The sequence below is a fragment of the Anabaena sp. PCC 7938 genome, from assembly GCF_049315035.1.
Taxonomy (GTDB): domain Bacteria; phylum Cyanobacteriota; class Cyanobacteriia; order Cyanobacteriales; family Nostocaceae; genus Anabaena; species Anabaena cylindrica.
The window spans coordinates 54940-70905 of sequence record NZ_CP186036.1 but is presented as its reverse complement, the minus strand read 5'-3'; the positions used below and the strand labels follow the sequence as shown (position 1 = coordinate 70905).

At 38.3% G+C, this 15966-nt stretch carries 18 protein-coding genes, 2 pseudogenes and 1 CRISPR repeat array; of the genes and pseudogenes, 15 read left to right on the top strand and 5 right to left on the bottom strand.

Translation table 11 applies throughout. The annotated features are described in order from the left end of the window. The first annotated feature begins 76 nt into the window (after positions 1 to 76). From ACOWPH_RS28965 to ACOWPH_RS28950, 4 genes and pseudogenes are all read left to right on the top strand, one after another. Positions 77 to 709, top strand: a complete 633-nt coding sequence (locus tag ACOWPH_RS28965; protein WP_015217705.1) for a deoxynucleoside kinase — start codon at positions 77 to 79, stop codon at positions 707 to 709. A 28-nt stretch (positions 710 to 737) separates the two neighbouring features. Then, positions 738 to 1490: a viperin family antiviral radical SAM protein gene (locus ACOWPH_RS28960; protein ID WP_015217704.1), complete on the top strand. Its 753-nt coding sequence runs from the start codon at positions 738 to 740 to the stop codon at positions 1488 to 1490. Positions 1491 to 1634: 144 nt separating this feature from the next. Continuing rightward, positions 1635 to 2853: pseudogene (locus tag ACOWPH_RS28955) on the top strand (ISL3 family transposase). Positions 2854 to 3114: 261 nt separating this feature from the next. Further along, complete coding sequence (locus ACOWPH_RS28950; RefSeq protein WP_015217703.1) at positions 3115 to 3885, top strand: endonuclease domain-containing protein; 771 nt, start codon at positions 3115 to 3117, stop codon at positions 3883 to 3885. A 207-nt stretch (positions 3886 to 4092) separates the two neighbouring features. Here ACOWPH_RS28950 and ACOWPH_RS28945 read toward each other — a convergent pair. Further along, positions 4093 to 4176, bottom strand: a pseudogene (locus ACOWPH_RS28945) (ABC transporter permease); the annotation flags it as partial. A 48-nt stretch (positions 4177 to 4224) separates the two neighbouring features. Here ACOWPH_RS28945 and ACOWPH_RS28940 point away from each other — a divergent pair. Both ACOWPH_RS28940 and ACOWPH_RS28935 read left to right on the top strand, forming a co-directional pair. Next, positions 4225 to 4608, top strand: coding sequence for a DoxX family protein (locus ACOWPH_RS28940; RefSeq protein ID WP_015217702.1), 384 nt, complete (start codon positions 4225 to 4227; stop codon positions 4606 to 4608). A gap of 194 nt (positions 4609 to 4802) precedes the next feature. Then, positions 4803 to 5132 (top strand): hypothetical protein, encoded by a 330-nt coding sequence (locus ACOWPH_RS28935; RefSeq protein ID WP_015217701.1) that lies wholly within the window; start codon positions 4803 to 4805, stop codon positions 5130 to 5132. Positions 5133 to 5203: 71 nt separating this feature from the next. Here the strand turns inward: ACOWPH_RS28935 and ACOWPH_RS28930 are convergent, their stop codons facing one another. Next, a complete protein-coding gene (locus ACOWPH_RS28930; RefSeq protein ID WP_015217700.1) occupies positions 5204 to 5764 on the bottom strand; it encodes a hypothetical protein in 561 nt (186 codons plus the stop codon). A gap of 408 nt (positions 5765 to 6172) precedes the next feature. Continuing rightward, positions 6173 to 6715: a CRISPR direct-repeat array (repeat unit 36 nt; unit sequence CTTTACAAAACCACTTCCCCGCAAGGGGATGGAAAC). 10 nt (positions 6716 to 6725) lie between these two features. Here ACOWPH_RS28930 and ACOWPH_RS28925 point away from each other — a divergent pair. Further along, positions 6726 to 6848 carry a hypothetical protein gene (locus ACOWPH_RS28925; protein ID WP_277882361.1) on the top strand — a complete coding sequence of 41 codons (123 nt, stop codon included), beginning with the start codon at positions 6726 to 6728 and terminating at the stop codon, positions 6846 to 6848. Positions 6849 to 6976: 128 nt separating this feature from the next. Here ACOWPH_RS28925 and ACOWPH_RS28920 read toward each other — a convergent pair whose 3' ends face one another. From ACOWPH_RS28920 to ACOWPH_RS28910, 3 genes are all read right to left on the bottom strand, one after another. After that, positions 6977 to 7168 (bottom strand): hypothetical protein, encoded by a 192-nt coding sequence (locus ACOWPH_RS28920; protein ID WP_015217699.1) that lies wholly within the window; start codon positions 7166 to 7168, stop codon positions 6977 to 6979. Between the two features lie 63 nt (positions 7169 to 7231). Then, positions 7232 to 7870, bottom strand: coding sequence for a hypothetical protein (locus ACOWPH_RS28915; RefSeq protein ID WP_015217698.1), 639 nt, complete (start codon positions 7868 to 7870; stop codon positions 7232 to 7234). A gap of 15 nt (positions 7871 to 7885) precedes the next feature. Continuing rightward, entirely contained in the window at positions 7886 to 8632 is a 747-nt protein-coding gene (locus tag ACOWPH_RS28910; RefSeq protein WP_015217697.1) for a ParA family protein, read from the bottom strand. Positions 8633 to 8861: 229 nt separating this feature from the next. On the opposite strand from ACOWPH_RS28910, the gene ACOWPH_RS28905 reads away from it, so the two are divergent. From ACOWPH_RS28905 to ACOWPH_RS28870, 8 genes are all read left to right on the top strand, one after another. Further along, on the top strand, positions 8862 to 9086 hold the full coding sequence (locus tag ACOWPH_RS28905; protein ID WP_015217815.1) for a hypothetical protein: 225 nt from the start codon (positions 8862 to 8864) through the stop codon (positions 9084 to 9086). A 2-nt stretch (positions 9087 to 9088) separates the two neighbouring features. Next, positions 9089 to 9514, top strand: a complete 426-nt coding sequence (locus ACOWPH_RS28900; protein ID WP_015217814.1) for a hypothetical protein — start codon at positions 9089 to 9091, stop codon at positions 9512 to 9514. A gap of 220 nt (positions 9515 to 9734) precedes the next feature. Further along, entirely contained in the window at positions 9735 to 10316 is a 582-nt protein-coding gene (locus ACOWPH_RS28895) for a DNA-binding protein (RefSeq protein WP_015217813.1), read from the top strand. A 224-nt stretch (positions 10317 to 10540) separates the two neighbouring features. Further along, the gene (locus ACOWPH_RS28890) at positions 10541 to 11176 is read left to right on the top strand and encodes an AAA family ATPase (RefSeq protein ID WP_422665744.1); all 636 of its coding nucleotides are present in this window, start codon (positions 10541 to 10543) and stop codon (positions 11174 to 11176) included. Between the two features lie 102 nt (positions 11177 to 11278). Beyond that, positions 11279 to 12325, top strand: a complete 1047-nt coding sequence (locus ACOWPH_RS28885) for a metal-dependent hydrolase (protein WP_015217811.1) — start codon at positions 11279 to 11281, stop codon at positions 12323 to 12325. Then, a complete protein-coding gene (locus ACOWPH_RS28880) occupies positions 12322 to 13407 on the top strand; it encodes an ATP-binding protein (protein ID WP_015217810.1) in 1086 nt (361 codons plus the stop codon). Before ACOWPH_RS28885 ends, ACOWPH_RS28880 begins: the two co-directional genes overlap by 4 nt. Further along, positions 13388 to 14596: a hypothetical protein gene (locus ACOWPH_RS28875; protein ID WP_015217809.1), complete on the top strand. Its 1209-nt coding sequence runs from the start codon at positions 13388 to 13390 to the stop codon at positions 14594 to 14596. The genes ACOWPH_RS28880 and ACOWPH_RS28875 overlap by 20 nt, the downstream gene beginning before the upstream one ends. Then, complete coding sequence (locus ACOWPH_RS28870) at positions 14538 to 15554, top strand: hypothetical protein (RefSeq protein WP_015217808.1); 1017 nt, start codon at positions 14538 to 14540, stop codon at positions 15552 to 15554. Before ACOWPH_RS28875 ends, ACOWPH_RS28870 begins: the two co-directional genes overlap by 59 nt. Positions 15555 to 15966: the final 412 nt, after the last annotated feature.

The following is a 15966-nucleotide window of genomic DNA, read 5'->3' as shown; positions in this document are numbered from 1 at the left end:
AAAACGACTATTATTAACCGCAGCGATAACCACTGCTTGTCTAGTCCTATACTTTTTATTGAGATAATTGTAACTAATGAAAAAGTTTCCTTTTTTAGCATTTGAAGGATTAGACGGGGCTGGCAAAACCACCTTAGCAGAACTATTTGCAAAGCAGCAAAATTTTGATTATTACGGTAGCATACCACCTGAATTAATTTCTTTAAGGAAGCAAATAGCCGCAACTAATTCCCCAATTAGCACATTCCATTTTTATAGTTTGTGCAACATTTTACGTAGTTATGAATACAGACTAAAATTAAATGATTTAGGGGTTGTGGCTGATAGATATGTGTTCTCTACTTTTGCTTATCATAGTCTGCTGATGAAACAAGACTTGTCTTCTTATCTGCATATACTACAATCAGAACAAAATTTTTTACTACCTGATGTCATTGTTTATGTAACAGCATCTCAGTCAACAATTAACCAACGTATTACCCAACGAAGTCAGAAAGTTCCTATGCAATGGTATGGGGATAAAGTTTCTCTTGAATATAATTTGGACGAATCATACAAACGTATATTTTCATTAGTTAATATACCAATCGTACAAATTGATACAACTAATTCAAATCCTGAGCAAGCATATTCTAATTTGTGCTGCGAACTATATAAAATTAAAGATACCATACCAATATTAAAGACTATAAGTTTTAACATTGACTAAATAAATTAAACTTAACAAAAGAAATATCATGAAACCAATTTCTGTAAATTTTCATCTGTGGAAACCATGCAATTATCACTGCCGATTTTGTTTTGCTACCTTTCCTGATATCGAAGGAGCTTTAACTTTAAATGACGCTAAACATCTTCTTTTCTTATTACGTGAGGCAGGAGCAGAAAAACTTAACTTTGCTGGGGGAGAACCAACACTACACCCTAACATTGGTGAACTTGTGGCTGAATCGCATCGTTTGGGATTTATAACCAGTCTTGTGAGTAATGGTGCGCGAATGAATCAATTACTAGAAAAACACGCTAATGAAATGGATTGGGTTGCATTGTCTGTGGATTCTGCTTCAGAAGTGATTCAAAAAAATTTAGGACGAGGGAATGGTAATCATGTAATACAATCAATTGCTTTATTTGATAAATTACATCAGTATAGTATCCGTGTTAAACTTAATACAGTAGTTACTAATTTGAACTACCAGGAAAATATGTCAGCTTTTGTACGGCGGGTGCGTCCAGAACGATGGAAAATCTTTCAAGTATTACCAGTACAGGGTCAAAATGATGGTAGCGTTGAGGAACTGCTGATATCACCACAACAGTTTCAAGAATTTGTTGAACGACACCAACCCCTTATAAACGAAGGATTTCAAGTTATTCCAGAATCAAATGACTTGATGAAAGATTCCTACATAATGGTCAATCCACAAGGGCAGTTTTACAACATCACTAAAGACAATGGGCTCTTGCGTCTCTTTTATGGAGAAAACTAAAAGTATTAAAATTTAATGCCGATAAATTTAAATTATTAAAGTTGAAAACTCTATCCCTGTAAAGGTTTGCAAACTTTTTGATATATGGGAATAAGCATAGGATTACAATCATAATTATCAAATACAAAAGTTTTAGGGATAGTTATGAAATTTAGCGTAGATCAAATCCTCAATCTCCCAGAGATGAAAGTGTTAGATTTTCAAGAACTTGTTGGGGCAGGAATAATTATAACAATAGAGAAAGCTGTCAACTATTCTACTTGTCCAGACTGTGAAAAAACCACCTATAGTATACATCAAAATCATTGGCGGCTAATTCACGATTTATCTTGGAGTGAAAAACCAGTATTGTTAAGAATAAATCGCCGTCAATTCAAATGTAACAAGTGCAAAAAGGTCTTCAGTGAAAAGCTAAATTTTGTAGATAAAAGTAAAGGATATACTAAAAGACTAGCCATAGATATAGTTGCACAAGTATTAGACAGTAATATTCATAGTGTTGCCGAAAGAAATGACTTAAGCGATGAAGAAGTTGAATCAATGTTAAAGGCACAAGTATCACAAATATTAAACATTAATTTAAATCAGGTGAAAAGGTTAGGCATAGATGAGATTGCTTTGGTGAAAGGTCAAGGAAGTTATTTAGCAGTATTAGTAGATTTAGATACTCGTAAACCTATTGAGTTGGTGAAGTCAAGAAGAATAGAAGAAATACGTGAAGTTATTGTCAAATGGGGATCTCAGGTACTTGAACAAATAGTTGAAGTGAGTATGGATCTTTGGTCTCCTTATAAAAGTTTAGTAGAAGAATTAATGCCAAATGCGAATATAACTGCTGATAGATTTCATGTAATGAAACAAGTAAATGATGAATTAGATGCTATGCGTAAATCTGAAAAGAGAGCCGCCATGTCTTTAGATAATAAATCAGAGCGAGACCGAATATTAGCAGGATTAAATAAAAGCAAATATAGCTTAATAAAAATGAAGATTCTTTAAATGAACAACAAAAAGAAAGATTAAATAATGTTCAAAAAGTTTCCCTATTCTGGCAAAAATGCACGCCCTAAAAGAAGAATTTCGAGACATATTTGAATCCACTAAGTCTTGGGGCGAAAGCATAATGAATTTATTAGATTGGATGCACGATGGACTTTCTTATTTTCCCAAAAGTATAGGAACAATGATTAGGTGGTTTGGTGAAGTTGTAGGTTATTTTGACGGCAGAACTACTAGTGGTACTGTAGAAGGAATTAATAATAAACTCAAATTAATCAAAAGACTTGGATATGGATTTCGTAACTTTAGCAATTTCAGATTACGTAGTTTATTAAACTGGCACTTTAGTATTAATTCTCCATAAAAGAGACGCAAGAGCCAGACAATGAGCATTCATACAGTTCACCAATATTGAAAGTAGGTGTGAGTGCTGCCCTCGCTCAAGTTGGTTGGAATATAGATGCTTTTTTACGTCGTGGGGGTATTTACTCTTGGAAATAGCTAGTAGCAGATCAATCATCATTAGCGATCGCACCCACCACACCACCAAATTCTTAAGGGAAAACAAGCGATCGCCCTCGTCCCTACTAAATTCTTAATGGAAGCTCTACCAGCACTGTAAAAAATGAGTGAAGCCCAAAAACCGCTAACAAAATTTAATCCATCAGGAGAAGAACAAAATCTAAATGCAAGTGCAATTGTAGTTCAAAGTTCTAGATTGAAGTATTTTATCGAATTAAGAACTACAACACTAATTGATTATATGTTAAAAATATATACAACCAGTACTTCTGCTTATACCAGAAAAAGTATTAGTGATTGGTTAAACATCAGAAATAAACCGGGATTTTATAAAGAATTATCGCCTAACTTACATTTAGCTTATGGAGATCAACGAGATGGACATGGTTCACAACATTGGTGGAAATTATTCTTCAATGAAGATTATAAGCCAAGTATATTAATTCATATAAAAATTGAAATTAACTTAGTTAAAAGTCAAAATTCACCAGATGACAGTAACTCCCAATATCAATGGGGTGGTTTAAATTTTAGGTCAAAAACAGAAGTAAGAATAGCCCACGCCTTACACAGTCAAAGGATTTTATTCTTTGCCAATAGTCGGGCTTATATGGATTTAACTGATTTACCTATTTCTAATAGTGATAATCAATCTAAGGAAAGAGTAGAAATTGATTTTTTGGTATTTCATAAACAAAAGTGTATGATTCTAGAGGTTGATGGAGTTCACCACCAGGAAGCATCACAAAAAACTAGAGACTATAGAAGGGATAGGGTTTTATTGCGTGATGGTATTCGGACTGTTAGGTTTGATGCTGGTGAGTGTTACAACCGTCCTATAGATGTTGTTATGGAATTTTTGAACTTATTTTAAAATTAGAAAATTTACTTTTATGATACTTTTGATTTTTGGTATTTAGCGATCGCTCTCCATTCTTAAGGGAAATTAATGATTCATAACCTGAACATGACAGACACCGAATATACTCAATTAGCAGCGCAATTAGGTGAAACTCAGCAGGAGGCACGGAAATTAACGCGGATTGTGGGATTAACCAAAGATAAATCCCCAGAAACCGACAATGAGGAAATTTATGCGATACTCCATTTCAGCAGTTATCGCTGCACTCCAAAATAGTCTGAGTACTTTTAAATATCTTGGCATTTTGCACCTGTAACCCCATCTCACTAACTGAATCTGAAAATATCTATCATGTTAAAAAAATACATTCCTTTGGTTGCTCGTTCATTTTTAGCCGTGATTTTTATTTACACTGGCTTGAACAAAGTGTTTAATTTCTCTCAGACAAGTGAGTCTATGGCTAAAGCTGGACTACCAATAGTAGGAGTGCTACTAGTTTTTACAATTGCATTTCAGATTTTAGGTGGATTGTCCATTATTCTCGGCTACAAAGCGGAAATTGGCGCGATTCTACTCATCATTTTTCTGATTCCCGCTACCATTGTTTTTCATAATCCTTTTGCTGATCCTAGTCAATTCAATAATTTTTTCAAAAACTTGTCGATTATCGGTGGACTGCTCCTAGTCCTTACTTATGGATCTGGTTCTCTCAGTTTAGATCAAAGCGAACGCTAAAAAATAGTAGTGTATGATACAGTTTTTTGAGGAATTTAATATCTTGTAGGCTAGACTGTTATGGCTGGTTTGGTTGAAAAAATGATGGGATATATCGGCAATAAGCGATCGCCCTTAGTAGAAAAAATTTCCCCTAAGAAAAAGTTTGGTGTGTATTTTGGGAATTATAAAAATAGCATTTACCAAAGAAAGCCATGTTTAAAGGATTTGGGCGTAAGAAAAAACCCGTACTGGGTGATAATGAACTATTTACAGGAATCACCCAACATCCTGTTACTGGACGTTGGCAGACATGGATTAGCTTTACTGGTAATGATATCCAGTGTATAACAGCCCACAATAACCAAGATGATGCGGATAAAGTAGCCAGAGCGATCGCTGATGCTTGGAGGGAGGGAAAATATAAAACTAGCGAGGAGACAACAGCCTTTATCAAGTCTTTGCCTACTGATGGACCTATAGACCCATTACCTCAAAACATTGTCATGCAACTGAGCAAACAGGTGTTCAACTCAAGAAAATAATTTGATAGAAGCGATCGCTTATGGCGGGAGGTTTACACCATTGCTTATTCATGAATGCTTGAGAATTTCCCTTAAGAATGCTGGAAAGGCTGACCCCACAAATCCCACATTTCCTTATTGAAAGGCGATCGCCACGTTTGAATCATCTTTTGTTCTAATGCTTGACGTGGTTTTCTATCTATCGGAGCATCCCACCAAAAGCCGATGTTAACCGCTGTTGTCATGTCATATTTGTAATGCAGTTCTTGATAGCTACCAATATACTCTTTGCAGTCGTGGGTATTTTTCCAACGCTTATTACTCTGGCAGGTTTCCCCAATATACAGTAATATTTCAGCAGCAGAATCAACTATAAAATACAAAGCTGCCTGACCATAAGTATCTGGCATCCGGTAGAAGGCCATTGATTGCAAGTGTAAATTAAACGGATCAATGGTGTCAGGATCGCAGTGATATGGGGTCAAATCAAACAACGATGTTTGCTGTGGTGCTTGACTGTTTCTGATGTGCTGCTGGTAAGTAAAAATCCTAGACTTCCACTGTATCAAGGCTTGGGCATCCATCACTGGTTTTTCTTTCCTAGCCCCTGGTGATAGGTGTTCAGTATTGGAGAATAAACTCAGTTGTTCCATCTTGAAAGCAAATAACCACCAGTTAATTATCGCAGATTTTTCTTGAGGGAAATTGAAAAGGCTGGTAGGGTAGGCGATCGCTCAAAGTAAACTATCTGAACTTACTTAGTATTTCTACACAGAATTTAATCATTTTAGCGTTACGTGAGTTTTCCCCCAATAAAAAAGCTAACCACTTGACAAATCCCTGTAAATAATATACTTTCGACAATTATGTAACAAGTTTTCGACACACCTCGCCCGAACCTTGAAAACCGCATAACTTCGTTAACCTGTGTCGATGCCTTACTGTGTAAGGATTTCAGGCAACAAATTTCATGAATTTGAGAAATTTTTTTCTCACTTTTCAGAGGTGTGTCGATTTGGGTATCTGAAACCTTTGCCTAGTAAGCTTTCCAGAAGTGAACTCTTTACAAAACCACTTCCCCGCAAGGGGATGGAAACGGGGGTTTGTTTATCAATTTCCGTAAAAGCGGAAGGTCTTTACAAAACCACTTCCCCGCAAGGGGATGGAAACTTTTGATACGGGTTCGTTGTTATCACTAGGATTGTCTTTACAAAACCACTTCCCCGCAAGGGGATGGAAACACCATCGTTGGTGGGTGGTAAGTTCCAGCCCGAAAAATCTTTACAAAACCACTTCCCCGCAAGGGGATGGAAACGTAAGTTCAATTAGGTGATATTCAATTGAGTCCTTTACAAAACCACTTCCCCGCAAGGGGATGGAAACCATAATTATTTATCACCAATACTCCAGAAAAGCCCTTTACAAAACCACTTCCCCGCAAGGGGATGGAAACTTTCTGTTTCCTTATTAATTTTTTTGAGGCTGGATTTTGTAATCTTTACAAAACCACTTCCCCGCAAGGGGATGGAAACTTAGTAGATAGATATTGAAGGAATTGTTGCAAGAACCTTTACAAAACCACTTCCCCGCAAGGGGATGGAAACGCTACAAAAATTGCCAAATCAACCAAGAATAATCTACTTATTGCTTGCAGCACTGCCGAAGGTGCGGATACCAGAAGCGATCGCTCCTCCCATAAACCACGACGATAGTTTGATAAGCAGTAGCGATATTTAATTATCAGCCTGTCGGTATTGTCGGTTTTCAGTTCTTAGGGGAAAATAAAGCGATGGGCTTCGCCCCGCCGTAGGCGATCGCTTTGCGGCACTTCGTGAACGCTCCTCAAATCAGAATATGCTTATTTTTTAGAAGTGTTGGGCATCGTTTTTAAAACTATTGATTCCCCCGTCGTAAAATTTTTGAACAGCTTTTTCTACTTGTTTATCTGTTAAATCGTCAACATCTTCATCTTCTATATCACCCCAGCCACAATCTTTTATCCAGTCTCTAGCTAATTTTAATTCTTCTTGAGATAGTTCTAATTCTGTATTCTTCATATTCTTAGGGGATAATTTTTAAGCGATGGGCTTCGCCCCGCCGTGGGCGATCGCTTGTATCGCTCAAGGTTTATCCCGGCTTTTTTGCCTTGACGCTAACACCTCTATTAAAGCTGTACGGTCAGATATAATTTGCTCTAATAATTGTACTAGGGCTTCTTCTACAATCACTTCCTTATAAGGAGCGATCGCTTTTCCTAACTCCAATTGGAGCGTTAGATGCACTTGATCCAACTGATTTAGCACTGTTTCACTGATCTGAAATGTAGATTTACGCAATTTCAGCTTTTCAATATTGTCAACTTGCTGGCTTGTTAGCTGGTTAGGTTGTTGACTTGTTATTACCTCATTGGTAGTGATACTAGGAGGTTGAATTGCTATCTTGCTATCTTGCTGACTTGTTAACTGGTTAGGTTGTTGGCTTTTTATTACCTCATTGGTAGTGATACTAGGAGGTTGAATTGCTATCTTGCTATCTTGCTGACTTGTTAACTTGTCAGGTTGTTGGCTGGGTGTTTCTCTGAGAGAAGCTAATTCTAGTACTGTCGGTTGTTGACCTTCTGACATATCAACTTGCTGACTTGTTGACTGGTTAGATTGTTGACTTGCTGACTTGCCAATCTGTTCAAATCCAGCCAAGACCCTATCAGTTGAGGAAAGAGGGTCATTCTCGTCATTTAATCGAGCGCGTTTTTTTACCATCTATTTCTCCTCTAATTATTTTTTTCCAGTAATTAACTTGGCGATTTTTTGGTAAGGCTGCACCAATTTAGATTCTTTGGCATAGATATGAATAGGTTCGCCGGCTAAATTTGACTCTGAAAACTTGATGGACTTGGGAACAGGGTCAAATACGTGAATATCTTGCAGTCGTTTTCTCAGAGAGGCCAAGACATCTTGAGTCATTACCGTATTTTCTGCCATTGTTGGCAACACCCCCAGTATTTGTAACTGAGGATTAAGCCGCTTCTGAACACTGGCAACTGTTTCTAAAAGTGCAGCTAATCCTTTTAGAGCAAAAAACTGACACTGCACTGGAATTAACACTACATCTGCTGCTGCTAGGGCATTAACTGTTAGAAGTCCCAAAGACGGCGGGCAATCAATTAAAACGTGCTGGAACTGGCTGAGTACAGGAACTAATTTCTCTTTCAAAATGTAGAAATTACCTATTTTCGTGAGAATTTCAGTTTCTCCCTTAGCCAGATTAATGTCAGCAGGTAACAGATTAAGTCCGCAATTGGTAGGTACTACGGCATCCATGACTTCTGCTTGTTCTGTAATTACGTCGTAACAACTGATTTGGTCATCAGCAACTTCCACACCTAACCCTGTAGTGAGGTTGCCTTGAGGATCTAAATCAATAGCTAGGACGTTACTATGCTTTGCTAATAATCCGCCTAAGCATATAGTAGAGGTGGTTTTGGCAACACCTCCTTTCTGATTGGCTAAAGCAATAATCATTGAACGCTGATTTTGATAAACCTTATTAGTTATGAGCTTATAGGCAAGTTGACAATATAGCAAGCTGGGTTAATGACAAGTCAACAAGTTAACAAGTTATAATTTCAAACTAACCCTTGCAGACTGAGTGGCAAATGTACTTATCAAGCCCAGACTGTTTCACTACAGTCTTTTTAATCTTTTAGTTAAAAAATTTCGAGTAACATATAGCAAGAATAGGAGAAAAAAGATGGGATTGTTTTCTAAACCCAAGACTGATAACGAATTAGGCGAATATTTACCAGATAGCGATGCCCAACCTTGCACAGAAAGCGAGGAAATTGGCGCACGCAACAGATCCCAAGCACAAAAAAAGTGCGAAGAAACGGCTGAAGAATATGGCGGTACTGATGCACAGGCATCACCCACAGACCGCCCTGGACGTTGGGATTGCAACTTCAAGGTATGGCGGTAACTATGGATAACTTCAAAGCACGACTTTTAGCTGCATGGGAAGGTGATCCACCAAGAATTGAGATTATATCCTACCCCTTCCCCAACGCTCCCCATCTCCCCCTTTCAGGTGGTGGATGCACCAATATGTCTCTAGATAAATTCCTGGCTGAACTAGAAAACGACAAAAAACACGAGGTGGGGTATTATTTCGCTTACGTAATGAATGGGTGCAAAGAGGAAGCTGATACCTATTTTCTAGAGGGATGGGAGATTTACAGTAGTCCTCAAAGCTGTTATGAAGCATTGATAATTTTATATTATTCAGCAGTGAACCCTTACGCCACGCTGCTCAAATATATGGGTAAAGAAATGGCAGATGAGTACCTGCAAGATACTGCCCAATCTCTGAATAATTTGGTTTCAACGGAGTTTGTGAAAGTTGTTTGATATCTAGTTCGCGGTGGGCGTAGACATCGCTTTTAGTACTTTCATAAGCAATGTTCGTTAACCATTTTTATAAGTTTTTACCTCTCTGGGAGGCGCTCCGCAAACAAGAATTTCTAATAGCTTGTTATAAATTTTAAATAATACTTAAGTAATGGTACTGTGTTTCATACCTTTTAGTCCGCAGTACCATGTTTTTTATGAGTTTTAGGAATCAGTGAGAATGACTAATATCGCAGATGAAGAAAATACTCAAATCCTTGATAATCAAGAACTTCATGACTCAACGCTAGAAGAAACTTCAGAAAGCACCAATGGTACAGATAAGCGACACCTAAGAGAAATAGTTTTTGAAATTTGCGAAGATTTATGTAGCAAAACCGAAAAAATAACTCGCACCGTGGTTCGTCAGCAAGCGGGCAGGGGCAGCGATAGAGACATATCGAAGTACATCAATGAATGGAAGGAATCTAAATCCTTAGCAGTACAAGAACCAAATTCACAGGCTGTAGTACCAAATCAGCAAAGTACAGAGGTACACGCGCAGCCTATAAATAGTGGGTTTATGCCCGATGATGATATGGTAAATTTGGTTCGCGGTGGCGCAGAAGCTGCTACTGGGATGTTAATCGCTAACGCTGCGATCGCAACTCATTTCTACACTAATCCAGACAAACTACCTGAAGATTTAAAGCAGCAGGTGAAGGAAGCAACCGCAAATTTTACTCAATCGCGGCTAAACTTCAATCGTTCGATTTTCGATCCTCAAAACCTAATACATCAAGCAATGGAAAAAATCGGATAGTTGAACTTATTAAACTATTTATTGGGGGATTAGGTATTGTTCTTAGTAGCTTTAATCCCTTAATAATTATCCCCACTATAGTTTCACTAATTCCCAAACCTTCTAAGATTTCCCTTAAGAATGAAGCGGAGGAAGAAGTTACAGCCGGTGATTTTGTCATTTATAGACAAGCAGAATTAAACCGCACCACAGCATCACTATTAGCTAATGGTGCAATTTTAATTGTGGGTGAAGAAGGCAGCGGTAAATCTGTACTGGCTCAGTCAGTAGTTGAAAAGCTAACTGATGATGGTTTTATGGTGGCCTTTGTCGAACCAACTACACCCAAGCAAATGCTTTTAGAAATCACTCAACAGTTTGATTTACCCACACAGGATATAGAGGGAAAAAATCTAACTGTGGATAAACTCAAAAGAGCGATCGCAGACTTCTTAGGGGAAAACACAGCTTTTATAATTCTAGATGATGCTCAAAGTTGCGATATGAAGTTTAGAATTTGGCTAAAGCAATTACGCCGTAAGGGTGTACCAATGCTAGTTTTAGCGACAGACCCGCCACGTTCCGACATATTTATTAATATTCCTAGAATTGAGCTAAGACCCTTACCAGAAAAGGCAATTAGGGAAATAATGAGAAGCGCTGCGGCTGAGAGAATGATTGATTTATCAGCTGCGGATTTATCCAAACTTCAAGAGCGTGCAGGGGGTAATCCTATGCTGGCTATTCGCGCCATCGAGGAGGAATACTTAGGATTAGATATTGAGGGAGCAGACCACAGAAGATACTTTGACATCACACCACTAATTTTGGTAGTTGGTGTAATTCTTTGTAATTATGCGGTTTATCGGTCTGGGAACTAATGACCAAGCTCTCTACATATTTGGTGGAATTGCAGCGGCCATATTCCTTGGGCTTTCCCGTCTGCTTTACAGCTTGCCTCAAGAAGAAAGGAGGATTAGATAATGCTAGGAATTTCTCACCTGTTGATTAGTGGCACAGCGGCCAGTTTATTGCTTGGTAGTGCAGATCCGGTAATTATTGCTGTTGGGGCAATGGGTGGTTTATTACCAGATATTGATATTTCTACTTCACCGGCTGGTCGGTTATTTCCTTGGATATCTGGATATTTTGAAAGTACAATGCCTCATCGAAGTTGTACACACTCACTAGTAGCTACTGCTGTAGTTGCGATCGCATCCTTTGGAATATCAATATTTTTACCAAAATTACTACCAGTAGCATCAGCCCTAACAATTGGTTATACATTTGGCTGGTTTGCAGATTGTTTCACCCGTGGCGGCGTAGAAATGTTCTGGCCTTCACCAGTTAGATGTGTCTGCCCAGGCAATAGAAACCTACGTTTAAAGACTGGTAGCAACGCTGAATACTTCATACTTTGTATTTTGATTGCGATCGCTCTTAGCAGTTTCAGTATTAATTCTAGAGGTGGAGTTTTAACCCAGTTCAACCGCTTGATTGCTTCTAGTTCAGGTGTACAGCATATTTACAACGAATCTGGGGCAACTCATAAAATCATTGCAAATATCAAAGGTGTAAGGGCTGGAGATAGATCACAAATTAATGGGCAGTTTCACATAATTCAAAGTCAAGGTAACGGCTTTATAGTTTCTGAACCCAATACAGGGAAACTGTATAAAGCTGCAACTGATCCTGATAGTCAGATTATTATTCAAGAAATTACCGCAGACGTTGGAAAACCTGCTATTACTACAATTGAATCTATATTTTTAGATGATGAATCTATTGAAGGAGCGATCGCTAAATATAAACGCGCCGGCTCAACAGTATTTATTAGTGGCCAGCTATCAGTTGACGACTTAGATACATCTTCAATTCCCCGTGACCCTTACCAATTCCCTAGCATTCAAGCTACATCTAGTAGCATTACTTTAGAAGCTGCACCATTACAAGCTGTGAGCAAATTCTTAGGGGATGAATATGCTACCGGACAAATTCAAATCAAAATTATTACGACTAACCAAATATGAAACCATTACCACAGGCTACTCTCAAGCCAAATAGTAACAACAAATTACCAAAGGAGCGATCGCACTCAGGTATATTCTTAGGGGAAAACTGTTACTGGAATCCTGCAACTTTGCCTAATGGTCATGTAGCTATTATCGGTACTTCTGGAAGTGGTAAAACTCAAACGCTAAAAGCGATCGCTTATGAGTTACCGAAATTATTTCCCACTATAAAAATTATCTCAATAGATTTTCATGGTGATCAGGAACTACCTGATGAAATTTGCTACCCACTTGATATGGAATCAAATTATGGGATTAATCCCCTCACCATAGATTTAGATACCAAAGGTGGTGGTCCAGCACTGCAAGCGATCGCAGTAGCAGCTATTTTGCGTAAAGCTTTGGTTATGGGTGCAAATCAGGAGGGGTTGATGATTGACATTCTAGTGGGAAATTACAAAGCTTGTGGAATAACGCAGGAAGACCCGAAAACATGGACTAATAAACCCCCTACCTTTCAACACCTTAGAGATGAAATTGAAGCAAGAATACAGGATGGCTGTAAAGAATCTAACAAGCTTGCTTTAAAACTTGCGGCTATGTTTGAGTATGGTATTTTTAACAAGCCTCAACCTAATCTAAACTTACCGATAATTAGATTTGATTTATCTGCACTTGGCAAAGTACCGGGGTTAAGTGCGATCGCAACTGAAGCGATAATTAAACAATTAATGGATTCTCATAGGATTGCTGGTGAAATTGAAGATAAAATTCCCAGAACGTTTATTATTATTGATGAGGCTAAAGAAGTTAAGAACAGTAAAACTTTAAATATTATATTGGCAGATGGTAGAAAATACGGGTTATGCTGTATCTTAGCTTCTCAAAGAGATTGTGAATTAAGTAAAGAAGTTATAGCTAATACTTCTACAAAAATTATACTTATGCTGGATCAAACAGAAGTTAAGGCTGTTTCTAATAGGTTTAGATTTTCAGCTAATTTAGTAGCACAATTGCAACCGCTAGAGGCATTAGTTAGAATGGGGAGTGATGGAATCAAAACATCTATAAAACCGTTTTATGAAAGATATCAAGAATAACCAATTATTAATAAATATTACTGTTATAGGTGCGATCGCTCTATTCTTATTCATTCTTAAGGGAAATAAGGATGCTGTGGAAAACCCCGCAGTAGCTCAAGCTGTAAGCCAGCAGGTAGCAAATGAGGATGATGAAGAACCAGAGCAACTTAACTCAGTTTTACAAAAAAATAGACCATTAAAGATGTCTATATCTGTTAATTCTCCTTCATTCCTTAAAGTAAAACTAGGGGATGAAATTAAAGAGGGTGATATTATTTCTGATAATTCTACCGAACGCCAAAGGTTACAGCGTCAGAAAAAATCTATTCAGCTACAGATTGACAACTTAAACTCTAAAACTTTAATTCCACCTACACAGCCGTTACCCACACCATTATTAAGGGAAATTCCCCCGGCTAATTTTAACGAAGAATTAGCGAATATTGCACAAGCTGAATTAAAACTAAAGCAAGCTAGAGCAGTACTAAATAGCCGTTCTACAATACTAATAACTGATAACCCAGAGCGCCGCGCCGAATTTGAAAAGGCTGGTGCATCACTTGCGATCGCATCCCAGAATATCAATGAGCAAGAACAAATGATAGCTGCTATGAATGATATGAAAATGCAGCCAGAAATTTTACAACATGAGCAATCTAAATTAAAGCAGTTACAGTCAAAACACAGTCAAGCACTATCAGAAGTTGAGCAAGCGCAAGCTAAATTATCCGCTGCGGCTATTGGTCAGAACCAGGAACTAGAGCAGCTAAAAACTAACGTTGTTTTGGCAGAGTCAGAATTAAATATAGCTAAATCTAGATTAGAAGCAGCACGTACAAGGCGACAGGTTCAAGAGTACGAAGCTAGTGTTGAGGAAAGCAAGCGATCGCAATCTATAACCCAATCTTTACAAGATTACGAACGTTCTAGATTGCAGTATGAAGAATCTATCAGAAACAAAAATTATCAGCTTGCACAGCTTGATATATCACTTTCAGCAATTGATGATAAATTAGCAGATATTCCTATAGTAAGAAGTCCGAGAAATGGCTACATTAGAAAAATTAAGCCGTGGACGGGGAAAGACGGCAAATATACAACTTCTATTACTATTGATTCTAATATTTCCCTTAAGAATAGAAACGGCAGTGGCACAAAACCCACAACCACGACAAAGCCCGACATTAACCCCGCCAAACCCCAGTAAAGGAACTCCGACAACTACGACAGATGATTTTCCAGAAGAGGAGCAAACCTTTGAATCTCCTGCCAGTAAGCCTTCTGGGAAGACACCGACAAATCCGACAATGCCGACAGAGGGCGATGATATAGACCCTGAACAGGCAGAAGAGGAAGCTGATAAATTAGTACCTAAAACAGAGCAAAACCCTTTTAATCGACCGGATATTGATAAACTTTTAAGTGATCAATTCAATGATGATATGTGGCGGATAATGCGGGGCGGTTTACCCTGTTTAGAAACGACATCAAGCTGTTTGGATCAACTCCAAACTAAAGCTGTTGGTGGTTCAGTTCTACTAAAAGAATTAGACAACAGAATTCAAGAAGCTAATGACAAAATAAATGAGGCGAAAACGCGTAATGCCAAAACTGTAAGGTTATCTATTCTCACCCCTGCTTTACAATACTTACTTGGCCCCACTCCCACACCAGGACAACCCCAGCAAGGAAACGGATTGATAGATAACTTACTGGGGATATTTTCTGGTAAAACTGGAATATTGAACGGGTTACTAAATGTGATTGGTGTGCCACTATTTCAAGGCTCTCAAGGTGCAAATGCTGAAGCTAATCGGAATGCGATCGCTATTTCTGACCTACAAATAAAAGTAGCTGAACTTCAACGGAGCAGAGCGCAACTTGCAGATACTACTAGAGAGAAAGTAGCGATCGCTCTTGTCAAGTTTGATGAGAGCCGGACTGATTTTCAAGTATCTCAAGTTGTAGGTGCTAGAGCTATTGATCAATTTAAAGTATTCGAGCTTAGATATATTCGTGGTAATAACGACACTGAGGCATATCTAGCAAAGCAATCTCAATTGGACAGAACCAAGGCTGATACTTATTCTTCTTGGGGGAAAATGAGGCGATCGCTCTTTGAAATTAAATTATTGGTGCTGGGTGTCAAAAATGCCGAACTGTAGATCAGGTGTTGGGTAGCCACCGAGATACCCGCAAAAGTGATGCAGTAAACGAAAGTAGCATTTCGTTTACTGTTTCAATACTCTGCACCTATCAACATGGATGATATTCTTCAGCATTTAACCCAAGTCTAGTAACACTATTTTCTCTATTCCCCCTTTTCGAGGGTTTATGCAAAAAACCCCATACTAGACCTGTCCGAACCATATTCCGCGCCGCATGGATATGTGTAGCGACCTGGGGTAAATATAGCGAGCGTGTTACTAGAGGCAAGTAGTACAAAAGCTCTTGTTCCCACACAGTTCCGGTTTCACACAACCCAACAGAAGCTAACTCGCTTGCAGGCTTTCTCCCTTATGAAACAAGCTGTTTAGCCACCTTGTCACCCGTTAAGTACTCACCTAGAATGTGTTT

Excerpts from the sequence above, each read along its gene's own strand:
- ACOWPH_RS28965 (WP_015217705.1), top strand. The coding sequence starts at position 77 with ATGAAAAAGTTTCCTTTTTTAGCATTTGAAGGATTAGACGGGGCTGGC.
- ACOWPH_RS28960 (WP_015217704.1), top strand. The coding sequence starts at position 738 with ATGAAACCAATTTCTGTAAATTTTCATCTGTGGAAACCATGCAATTAT.
- ACOWPH_RS28950 (WP_015217703.1), top strand. The coding sequence starts at position 3,115 with ATGAGTGAAGCCCAAAAACCGCTAACAAAATTTAATCCATCAGGAGAA.
- ACOWPH_RS28940 (WP_015217702.1), top strand. The coding sequence starts at position 4,225 with ATGTTAAAAAAATACATTCCTTTGGTTGCTCGTTCATTTTTAGCCGTG.
- ACOWPH_RS28935 (WP_015217701.1), top strand. The coding sequence starts at position 4,803 with ATGTTTAAAGGATTTGGGCGTAAGAAAAAACCCGTACTGGGTGATAAT.
- ACOWPH_RS28930 (WP_015217700.1), bottom strand. The coding sequence starts at position 5,764 with ATGGAACAACTGAGTTTATTCTCCAATACTGAACACCTATCACCAGGG.
- ACOWPH_RS28920 (WP_015217699.1), bottom strand. The coding sequence starts at position 7,168 with ATGAAGAATACAGAATTAGAACTATCTCAAGAAGAATTAAAATTAGCT.
- ACOWPH_RS28915 (WP_015217698.1), bottom strand. The coding sequence starts at position 7,870 with ATGGTAAAAAAACGCGCTCGATTAAATGACGAGAATGACCCTCTTTCC.
- ACOWPH_RS28910 (WP_015217697.1), bottom strand. The coding sequence starts at position 8,632 with ATGATTATTGCTTTAGCCAATCAGAAAGGAGGTGTTGCCAAAACCACC.
- ACOWPH_RS28905 (WP_015217815.1), top strand. The coding sequence starts at position 8,862 with ATGGGATTGTTTTCTAAACCCAAGACTGATAACGAATTAGGCGAATAT.
- ACOWPH_RS28900 (WP_015217814.1), top strand. The coding sequence starts at position 9,089 with ATGGATAACTTCAAAGCACGACTTTTAGCTGCATGGGAAGGTGATCCA.
- ACOWPH_RS28895 (WP_015217813.1), top strand. The coding sequence starts at position 9,735 with ATGACTAATATCGCAGATGAAGAAAATACTCAAATCCTTGATAATCAA.
- ACOWPH_RS28885 (WP_015217811.1), top strand. The coding sequence starts at position 11,279 with ATGCTAGGAATTTCTCACCTGTTGATTAGTGGCACAGCGGCCAGTTTA.
- ACOWPH_RS28880 (WP_015217810.1), top strand. The coding sequence starts at position 12,322 with ATGAAACCATTACCACAGGCTACTCTCAAGCCAAATAGTAACAACAAA.
- ACOWPH_RS28875 (WP_015217809.1), top strand. The coding sequence starts at position 13,388 with ATGAAAGATATCAAGAATAACCAATTATTAATAAATATTACTGTTATA.